Source organism: Streptomyces sp. NPDC025806, assembly GCF_055558275.1.
Window position 1 is genome coordinate 56,761 of sequence record NZ_JBVHMU010000026.1, and the last position, 7,894, is coordinate 64,654.

A 7,894-nucleotide genomic window follows, 5' to 3' on the forward strand; every position below is an offset into this window, starting at 1 on the left:
CCGGCCCCGATCGCTTACCGCATCGGTCAGACGCGCGGCTTCTCGCGCATCTCGTACGTCGCGATGACGTCGTCGACCTTGATGTCGTTGAAGTTGCCGAGGTTGATACCGCCCTCGAACCCTTCGCGGATCTCGGTGACGTCGTCCTTGAAGCGACGCAGGCCGGAGATGTTGAGGTTCTCCGCGATGACCTTGCCATCGCGCAGCAGGCGCGCCTTGGTGTTGCGCTTGACCTCTCCGGACCGGACGAGCACACCGGCGATGTTGCCCAGCTTGGACGACTTGAAGACCTCGCGGATCTCCGCCGTGCCGAGCTCGACCTCTTCGTACTCCGGCTTGAGCATGCCCTTGAGGGCCGCCTCGATCTCCTCGATGGCCTGGTAGATCACCGAGTAGTACCGGACGTCGACGCCCTCGCGCTCCGCCATCTGCTGCGCACGGCCGGCTGCCCGGACGTTGAAGCCGATGACGATGGCGTCGGAGCCGGTCGCCAGGTTGATGTCGGACTCGGTGACCGCACCCACACCGCGGTGCAGGACACGGATGTCGACCTCTTCACCGACGTCGAGCTGGAGCAGCGAGGACTCGAGAGCCTCCACCGAACCGGACGCGTCGCCCTTGATGATGAGGTTGAGCTCCTGCACCAGACCGGCCTTGAGGGCCTCGTCCAGGTTCTCCAGGGAGAACCGGACACCGCGGCGCGCGAAGTTGGCGTTGCGCTCGCGGGCGGCACGCTTCTCGGCGATCTGACGGGCCGTACGGTCCTCGTCGACCACCAGGAAGTTGTCGCCGGCACCCGGGACGTTGGTGAGACCGAGCACGAGGACGGGGGTCGAGGGACCCGCTTCCTCGACGTTGTTGCCGTTGTCGTCGAGCATCGCCCGGACGCGGCCGTACGCGTCGCCGACCACCATGGTGTCGCCGATGCGCAGCGTTCCTCGCTGGACGAGGACGGTCGACACCGCACCACGACCGCGGTCGAGGTGGGACTCGATCGCAATACCCTGCGCGTCCTGCTCCGGGTTGGCCCGCAGGTCGAGCGAGGCGTCCGCGGTCAGGACCACGGCCTCGAGCAGGGAGTCGATGTTCAGACCCTGCTTGGCGGAGATGTCGACGAACATGGTGTCGCCGCCGTACTCCTCGGCCACCAAGCCGTACTCGGTCAGCTGACCGCGCACCTTGGTCGGGTCGGCACCCTCGACGTCGATCTTGTTGACCGCGACGACGATCGGGACCTCGGCGGCCTTGGCGTGGTTGAGCGCCTCGACCGTCTGGGGCATGACGCCGTCGTTGGCCGCGACCACGAGGATCGCGATGTCGGTCGACTTCGCACCACGGGCACGCATGGCGGTGAACGCCTCGTGACCGGGGGTGTCGATGAAGGTGATCCGACGCTCTTCGTCGTTGACCTCGGTCGTGACCTGGTACGCACCGATGTGCTGCGTGATACCGCCGGCCTCGCCCGCGACGACGTTCGTCTTGCGGATGGTGTCGAGCAGTCGGGTCTTACCGTGGTCGACGTGACCCATGACGGTGACGACCGGCGGACGGGACATGAGCATGTCCTCGCCGCCCTCGTCCTCGCCGAACTCGATGTCGAAGGACTCGAGCAGCTCGCGGTCCTCCTCCTCCGGGCTGACGACCTCGAGGACGTAGTTCATCTCGCCCGCGAGCAGCTGGAGGGTCTCGTCGGAGACGGACTGCGTGGCAGTGACCATCTCGCCGAGGTTCATCATCACGGCGACGAGCGAGGCCGGGTTGGCGCCGATCTTCTCCGCGAAGTCGGTCAGCGAGGCACCGCGCGACAGGCGGACGGTCTGTCCGTTGCCGCGAGGCAGCATGACGCCGCCCACCGACGGGGCCTGCATGGCCTCGTACTCCTGGCGCCTCTGACGCTTCGACTTGCGACCACGACGGGCGGGCCCGCCGGGACGGCCGAACGCGCCCTGCGTGCCACCACGGCCACCGGGACCACCGGGGCGACCGCCACCGGGACGACCGGCGAAACCGCCACCGCCACCGGGACGACCGGCGAAACCGCCACCGCCACCGCCGCCGCCACCGGGACGACCGGCGAAACCGCCGCCACCGCCACCGGGACCGCCCGGACGACCGGCGAAGCCGGGACGACCGCCGCCGCCACCACCGGGACGACCGCCGCCGCCACCGGGACCACGGCCACCGCCGGGGCCACCACCGGGACGCGGGCCGGCAGCGGGACGCTGCGGCATCATGCCCGGGTTCGGACGGTTACCACCGGGGCCACCGCCGGGACGCGGGCCGGCCGCGCCACCCTGCGGACGAGGCATGCCGCCCGGGGTCGGACGGGCGCCGCCCTGACCCTGCGGACGGGGACCACCCTGGCCGCCGCCCTGCGGACGCGGGCCGCCCGGGGCGCCACCGGGGCCACCGGGACGCGGGGCGCCGCCGGGACGGGGCGCCTGCGGGCGCGCCATGCCGGTGGAACCGCCGGACGTGAAGGGGTTGTTGCCCGGACGCGGGCCCGCGGGACGGGCGCCACCGGGACGGGGAGCACCCTGGCCGCCGGGACGCTGGGCGCCCTGACGGTCACCGCGCTGACCCTGACCACCCTGGCCGCCCTGCGCGGGGGCCGGACGGCCACCGGGCTTCGGGGCGCCGGGACGGGCCGCCGGACGCGCAGCACCGGCGGCCGGGGCGGCGGGAGCCGCGGGGGGCGCCGTGAACTCGGGCGCGGCCGGAGCCGGCGTGACCGGCTTCGGGGCCGGCTTCGGACCCGGACGCGGACCCGGCGCGGCGGGGGCCGCGGCGGCGGGCTTCTCCGCGGCGGCCGGCTTGGGGGCCGGCGGGCGCGGCGCGGCAGGCTTCGCGGCCTGCGCGGGGGAAGGGGTGGGACGCGGCGCCGCGGGCTTCGCGGGCGCGGCCTTGCGTGCGGCGGGCTTGCCGCCGCCGTTGCCCTGCTGGAGGGCATCAGTCAACTTGCGCACGACCGGCGCCTCGATCGTCGAGGACGCCGAACGGACGAATTCACCGAGTTCCTGGAGCTTGGCCATGACGACCTTGCTCTCTACACCGAACTCCTTGGCGAGCTCGTATACCCGGACCTTAGCCACTTCGCTCCTTTTAGGTCCGGGTTACGCCGGACCGTCGCTACTTCATGGGCGTACTCATCGCGTGCTCATCGAGTGCTCATCGCAATCTCGACCTACTTCCAACTCGCGGAATACCAGGGCCGCACGGAGGGTCCGCGCGGCGCTTCTTACGGTGTTGCCCGTCCGACCCGGTGGCTCAGCGCCTCCGTGTCGAACGGCCCAGGGGCCTTGAACGCCCGCTGGAAGGCCCGACGGCGGACCGCCTGGTCGAAACAGACCTGGGCGGGGTGCAGATACGCACCCCGGCCGGGCAGCGTACCGCGATCATCGGGGACGCACGCGCCCTCGACGACCACGATCCGCAGCAGATCGCTCTTGGCCGCTCGCTCGCGGCAACCCACGCAGGTTCGCTCAGGGCATGCGCCGACGTGCGTCCGGCCAGACACGATTAAGTCTACCTCCCCGTACCGACCTCACCCCTTTGGGGGAAAAATCGAACGGCTGTCTCGTTACATTCTGTCGTGATCCAAGCGCACAGCGCCCGGATTTATTCCCCGGAGCCCGGTGCGGGCTGCTCGGTGTCCGGCCGGATGTCGATGCGCCAGCCGGTCAGCCGGGCCGCGAGCCGGGCGTTCTGGCCCTCCTTGCCGATGGCGAGGGAGAGTTGGTAGTCGGGCACCGTCACCCGGGCCGAGCGGGCACCCAGGTCCACGATCTCGACCTTCGAGACACGGGCCGGGGACAGCGCATTGGCCACCATGTCGGCCGGGTCGTCGGACCAGTCGACGATGTCGATCTTCTCGCCGTTGAGCTCGCCCATGACATTGCGCACACGGCCGCCCATGGGGCCGATGCAGGCGCCCTTGGCGTTGAGCCCGCTGCGGGTGGAGCGAACGGCGATCTTCGTACGGTGGCCGGCCTCGCGGGCGATGGCGGCGATCTCGACGGACCCGTCGGCGATCTCCGGCACCTCGAGCGCGAAGAGCTTCTTGACCAGGTTCGGGTGCGTGCGCGACAGCGTCACGGACGGACCGCGCACACCCTTGGCGACCCGGACGACGTACGAACGCAGGCGCATGCCGTGCGGGTACTCCTCGCCCGGCACCTGCTCCTGCACCGGCAGGATGGCTTCCAGCTTGCCGATGTCGACCAGCACGTTCTTCGGGTCGCGGCCCTGCTGGACGACACCCATCACGATGTCGCCCTCGCGGCCCGCGTACTCGCCGAGCGTCGCGTCGTCCTCGGCGTCGCGCAGCCGCTGCAGGATGACCTGCTTGGCGGTCGTGGCGGCGATACGGCCGAAGTCCGAGGGCGTGTCGTCGAACTCGCGCGGCTCCTGACCCTCTTCCAGGTCGTCCGCGTCCTCCTTCGCCCAGACCGTCACGTGGCCGCTCTCGCGGTCGAGCTTCACGCGCGCGTGGCGGCGGCTTCCCTCGGTGCGGTGGTAGGCGATGAGGAGGGCTGATTCGATCGCCTCGACCAGCAGATCGAAGGAGATCTCCTTCTCCCGGACCAGACCCCGCAGGGCACTCATGTCGATGTCCACGACTACGCCTCCTCTTCGTTCTTGTCTTCGTTCGCGTTCTTGCGGTTGAACTCGACCTGGACCCGCGCCTTGGCGATGTCCGTGAAGCCGAGCCGGCGGGCGGTGGCCTTGCGGCCCTTCACGCCCGGGACCTCCAGGTCGAGACCCTCGTCGTCCACCTGGAGGATGCGCGCGGTCACTTCGCCGCCGTCGGTCAGCGTGAACTTCACGAGGCGGTCCGTCGCGCGGACGTAGTGGCGGTGCTCGGTCAGCGCACGCTCGGCGCCGGGCGTGCCGACCTCGAGCTCGTACTCGCCGTCGCCCATCACGTCGGTCTCGTCGAGTTTCGCCGAGAGCGCGCGGCTCACATCGGCGACGGCGTCCAGATCGGCGCCTTCCTCGGAGTCCACGACGACGCGCAGCACCCGCTTGCGTCCGACCGAGGCCACTTCGATCTCTTCGAGATCGAGCCCCTGTGAGCTGACGAGCGGTTCCAGTAGTTCCCGCAGCCTCTCGTTCTGGGTGGTGCTCATCCGGGTGACTCCTCGGCCGCGTGTGCTGTTGTGGTCGCTGACAATCCTTGCGCGTCAGGTCAAAGGGTATCCGGTCCAGGGGGGTGTTGCCGTCCACCGGGCGGGGGCCGCAGGTACGGTGATCTTCGGGTCACCCATCGCTCATACTGCCGAATCGTTTCCGGAGCTCTTTCCGGTCTTCCCGCCGAGGACGTCCGCCGTGCCGCTCATCCCCCAGGTCCCGCCCGGGCCACGCCGTAGGACCCTGCTCGCCTCGCTGGCCGGGGCGGGCGCCCTGCTGACCGCGTGCTCGGGCGGCGGTGACGGTGCCGAGGGCGGCAGCGGCGCCCCGTCCGTCTCGCAGGAGCGGCGGATGCGTACGCGGGCGGCGCGGGACAGCGCCGACCTGCTCGGGCGCTACGACGACGCCCTCACCGCCCGTCCGGGGCTCGCGGGGCGGCTCGGGCCGCTGCGCGGCGAGATCGAGCGGCACGTGCAGGCGTTCGGCGGGGCGGCGGTCCCGAGCCGGATGACGGGCGCGCCCGCTCCGACGGCGAGCCCGGTCGCCGAGCAGGACGTCCTCAAGGCGCTCGCGGCGGCCGAGCGCGAGCTGTCGGACCGGCGTCTTTCCGCACTGGTGGACGCCCCGGCCGAACTCGCGCGGCTGCTCGCCTCGGTGGCGGCGGCCGGCGCCGCGCACGCGTACCTGCTGACGGAAGGCTGACCGGGATGGCGGAGAACGACGAGATGCTCGCGGCGGTGCAGGCCGCGCTGCGCGCCGAGCACGCGGCGGTGTACGGGTACGGGGTGGTCGGCGGCCGGATCCGCGAGGGCCGGCGCTCCGAGGCCCGTGCCGCGTACGACGTGCACCGGGCGCGCCGGGACGAACTGCGGCGCACGGTACGGGACTTGGGTGCGAAGCCGGAGGAGTCCGCCGGGGCGTACGCGCTGCCGTTCCCGGTGCCGGACTCGGCCGCCGCGGCCCGCCTCGCCGCGGACATCGAGGACAAGGTCGCGGGCGTGTACTCGGATCTCGTCCGGGCGGCGAGCGGGGACCGGCGCCGGGGCGCGGCCGATGCGCTGCGGGAGGCGGCGGTCCGTGCGGTGCGCTGGCGCGGCGGCAGCGTAGCCTTCCCTGGGCTCACCGAACGGGCCGCGGTGCCGTCCGCCTCGGCCTCCGGATCGTCGGTGGCACCCGGTACCTGAGCAGTCTTCGGAAGGGAATCCTCGCGCATGGCATTCGAACCGCCTTCGCGCCTTGTGAACGCGCTCGGCGAGGTGCGCGACGAGGGGGCGTCCGCGTGGCTCGCCCGGCTCGGCACCCTGCTGGAGGAGGCGGCGGCCCGGCGCGGGGTCGACGTCGAGCGGATCCATCTGCCCGGCGGTCGCAGCGGCCTGGTCGCCCATGTGCGCACCGCCGACGGCACCCCGGCCGTGCTGAAGCTGGCGCCCGAGCGGTTCCGGCCGGAGGCGGAGCGGGCCGCGCTGACGCACTGGGACGGCTTCGGCGCGGTACGGCTCCTCGACCCGGGCCCGAGCGACGGCGCGCTGCTCCTGGAGCGGCTGCACCCGGAGGTCTCGGTCCGGACGCTGCCCGAGGCCAAGGCGCTCCTGGAGGCGGCGGGCACGCTGCGCCGGCTCTGGGTCGGCCCGCCGGCGGGCCGCAACTGCGAGACGGTGCCCGAGCGCACCGGGCGGCAGGCCACGCTGATGCGGGCGACGGTCGACACCTTCCCCGAGGTGGCGCCGCTGGTGGACGCGGCGCTGACGGCCCGGGACGAGCTGGTGGCGGCGCCGCCGGAGCTGCGGCTGCTGCACGGCACGTTCCGGCAGAGCAAGGTGCTGGCGGGTGAGCGGGTGCCGTGGCTGGCGATCGGTCCGGACCCGGTGGTCGGCGAGTGCGCCTTCGATCTGGCCCGTCTGGTGCGCGACCGGGTCGAGGACCTGATCGGCTCCCCGTCCGGCCCGGCGATCACCCGGCGCCGCGTGCGCAAGCTCGCCGAGTCCCTGGAGGTGGACCAGGAGCGGCTGCGCGGCTGGACGCTGTTCCGTGCGGTGGAGTCCGGGGTGCGGGCGCTGCGGGTGGGCCGTGGCGGCGACGCGGAGAACCTGCTGGAGTTCGCGGGCTGGCTCTGACCGCTACAGCGTGCGGGCGTATGCGACGCAGGGGCGGCCCGAGCGGGTCGTGGTCCCGGTGGGGTGGAAGCCTGTGCGCAGGAGGACGGCGCGGGAGGCGTGGTTCTCGGGTTCGGCCGCCGCGGTGACGCGGGTGAGGGCGTAGTTCTCGCGGGCGAGGGTGAACAGGCGGCGGACGGCCGCGGTGGCGAGGCCCTTGCCGGTGGCGTGCTCGGCCATACGGAAGCCGAGTTCGGCGCTGCCGTCGGCCGGGTCGTAGAGGTTGAACCGGCCGATGATCTCGCCTTCGGCGGTGACCAGGACATGCATGTGGGCCGTGCCCTCGGTCTGCTCCGCGAGGTTCGCGGCGTGGCGGGCCGCGAACTCCTCGAAGTAGGTGTCGCCGCGGTCGGGGACGTGCGCCGCGAAGAAGGCGCGGTTGTTCCGCTCGAACGCGAGGAGTGCGTCCGCGTGGGCCTCCGTCAGGAGCTGCAGCTCGGGCATGGCGTGACCTTAGGCTCCGCCGGGCGGGTCCGTACACCGAATTGCCGCCAGCGGAGCGTCGCCGGGTGCGGGCCGGTGGGGGCTGGTCGCGCAGTTCCCCGCGCCCCTGAAATGCATGCCCTTCGGGCGCATTTCCCCGATAGAGGCTGAGCGGCGAAGCCGCTCGC

The 7,894-nt window shown here is 72.3% G+C and carries 8 protein-coding genes; 3 read left to right on the plus strand and 5 right to left on the minus strand.

Annotated features, from left to right (window positions below; all coding sequences use genetic code 11):
- Positions 1–26: 26 nt before the first annotated feature.
- From infB to rimP, 4 genes are all read right to left on the minus strand, one after another.
- Positions 27–3,092 (minus strand): translation initiation factor IF-2, encoded by a 3,066-nt coding sequence (infB, locus tag ACZ4E1_RS36505; RefSeq protein WP_467547691.1) that lies wholly within the window; start codon positions 3,090–3,092, stop codon positions 27–29.
- A 146-nt stretch (positions 3,093–3,238) separates the two neighbouring features.
- Positions 3,239–3,517, minus strand: coding sequence for a YlxR family protein (locus ACZ4E1_RS36510; protein WP_188336545.1), 279 nt, complete (start codon positions 3,515–3,517; stop codon positions 3,239–3,241).
- A 101-nt stretch (positions 3,518–3,618) separates the two neighbouring features.
- Positions 3,619–4,617, minus strand: coding sequence for a transcription termination factor NusA (nusA, locus tag ACZ4E1_RS36515; RefSeq protein ID WP_399129564.1), 999 nt, complete (start codon positions 4,615–4,617; stop codon positions 3,619–3,621).
- A 2-nt stretch (positions 4,618–4,619) separates the two neighbouring features.
- Complete coding sequence (rimP, locus tag ACZ4E1_RS36520; RefSeq protein ID WP_188336547.1) at positions 4,620–5,129, minus strand: ribosome maturation factor RimP; 510 nt, start codon at positions 5,127–5,129, stop codon at positions 4,620–4,622.
- 199 nt (positions 5,130–5,328) lie between these two features.
- Between rimP and ACZ4E1_RS36525 the strand changes: the two genes are divergently transcribed.
- The 3 genes from ACZ4E1_RS36525 to ACZ4E1_RS36535 are packed head-to-tail and all read left to right on the plus strand — an operon-like array spanning position 5,329 to position 7,244.
- A complete protein-coding gene (locus ACZ4E1_RS36525; protein ID WP_467547694.1) occupies positions 5,329–5,832 on the plus strand; it encodes a hypothetical protein in 504 nt (167 codons plus the stop codon).
- Between the two features lie 5 nt (positions 5,833–5,837).
- The gene (locus tag ACZ4E1_RS36530; RefSeq protein ID WP_467547696.1) at positions 5,838–6,314 is read left to right on the plus strand and encodes a ferritin-like domain-containing protein; all 477 of its coding nucleotides are present in this window, start codon (positions 5,838–5,840) and stop codon (positions 6,312–6,314) included.
- Positions 6,315–6,341: 27 nt separating this feature from the next.
- Positions 6,342–7,244 carry an aminoglycoside phosphotransferase family protein gene (locus ACZ4E1_RS36535; protein ID WP_467547698.1) on the plus strand — a complete coding sequence of 301 codons (903 nt, stop codon included), beginning with the start codon at positions 6,342–6,344 and terminating at the stop codon, positions 7,242–7,244.
- A 3-nt stretch (positions 7,245–7,247) separates the two neighbouring features.
- On the opposite strand, the gene ACZ4E1_RS36540 is transcribed toward ACZ4E1_RS36535, so the two are convergent.
- Positions 7,248–7,727 carry a GNAT family N-acetyltransferase gene (locus tag ACZ4E1_RS36540; protein ID WP_467547700.1) on the minus strand — a complete coding sequence of 160 codons (480 nt, stop codon included), beginning with the start codon at positions 7,725–7,727 and terminating at the stop codon, positions 7,248–7,250.
- Between the last annotated feature and the right edge of the window lie 167 nt (positions 7,728–7,894).

Excerpts from the sequence above, each read along its gene's own strand:
- ACZ4E1_RS36535 (WP_467547698.1), top strand. The coding sequence starts at position 6,342 with ATGGCATTCGAACCGCCTTCGCGCCTTGTGAACGCGCTCGGCGAGGTG.
- ACZ4E1_RS36530 (WP_467547696.1), top strand. The coding sequence starts at position 5,838 with ATGGCGGAGAACGACGAGATGCTCGCGGCGGTGCAGGCCGCGCTGCGC.
- ACZ4E1_RS36540 (WP_467547700.1), bottom strand. The coding sequence starts at position 7,727 with ATGCCCGAGCTGCAGCTCCTGACGGAGGCCCACGCGGACGCACTCCTC.
- rimP (WP_188336547.1), bottom strand. The coding sequence starts at position 5,129 with ATGAGCACCACCCAGAACGAGAGGCTGCGGGAACTACTGGAACCGCTC.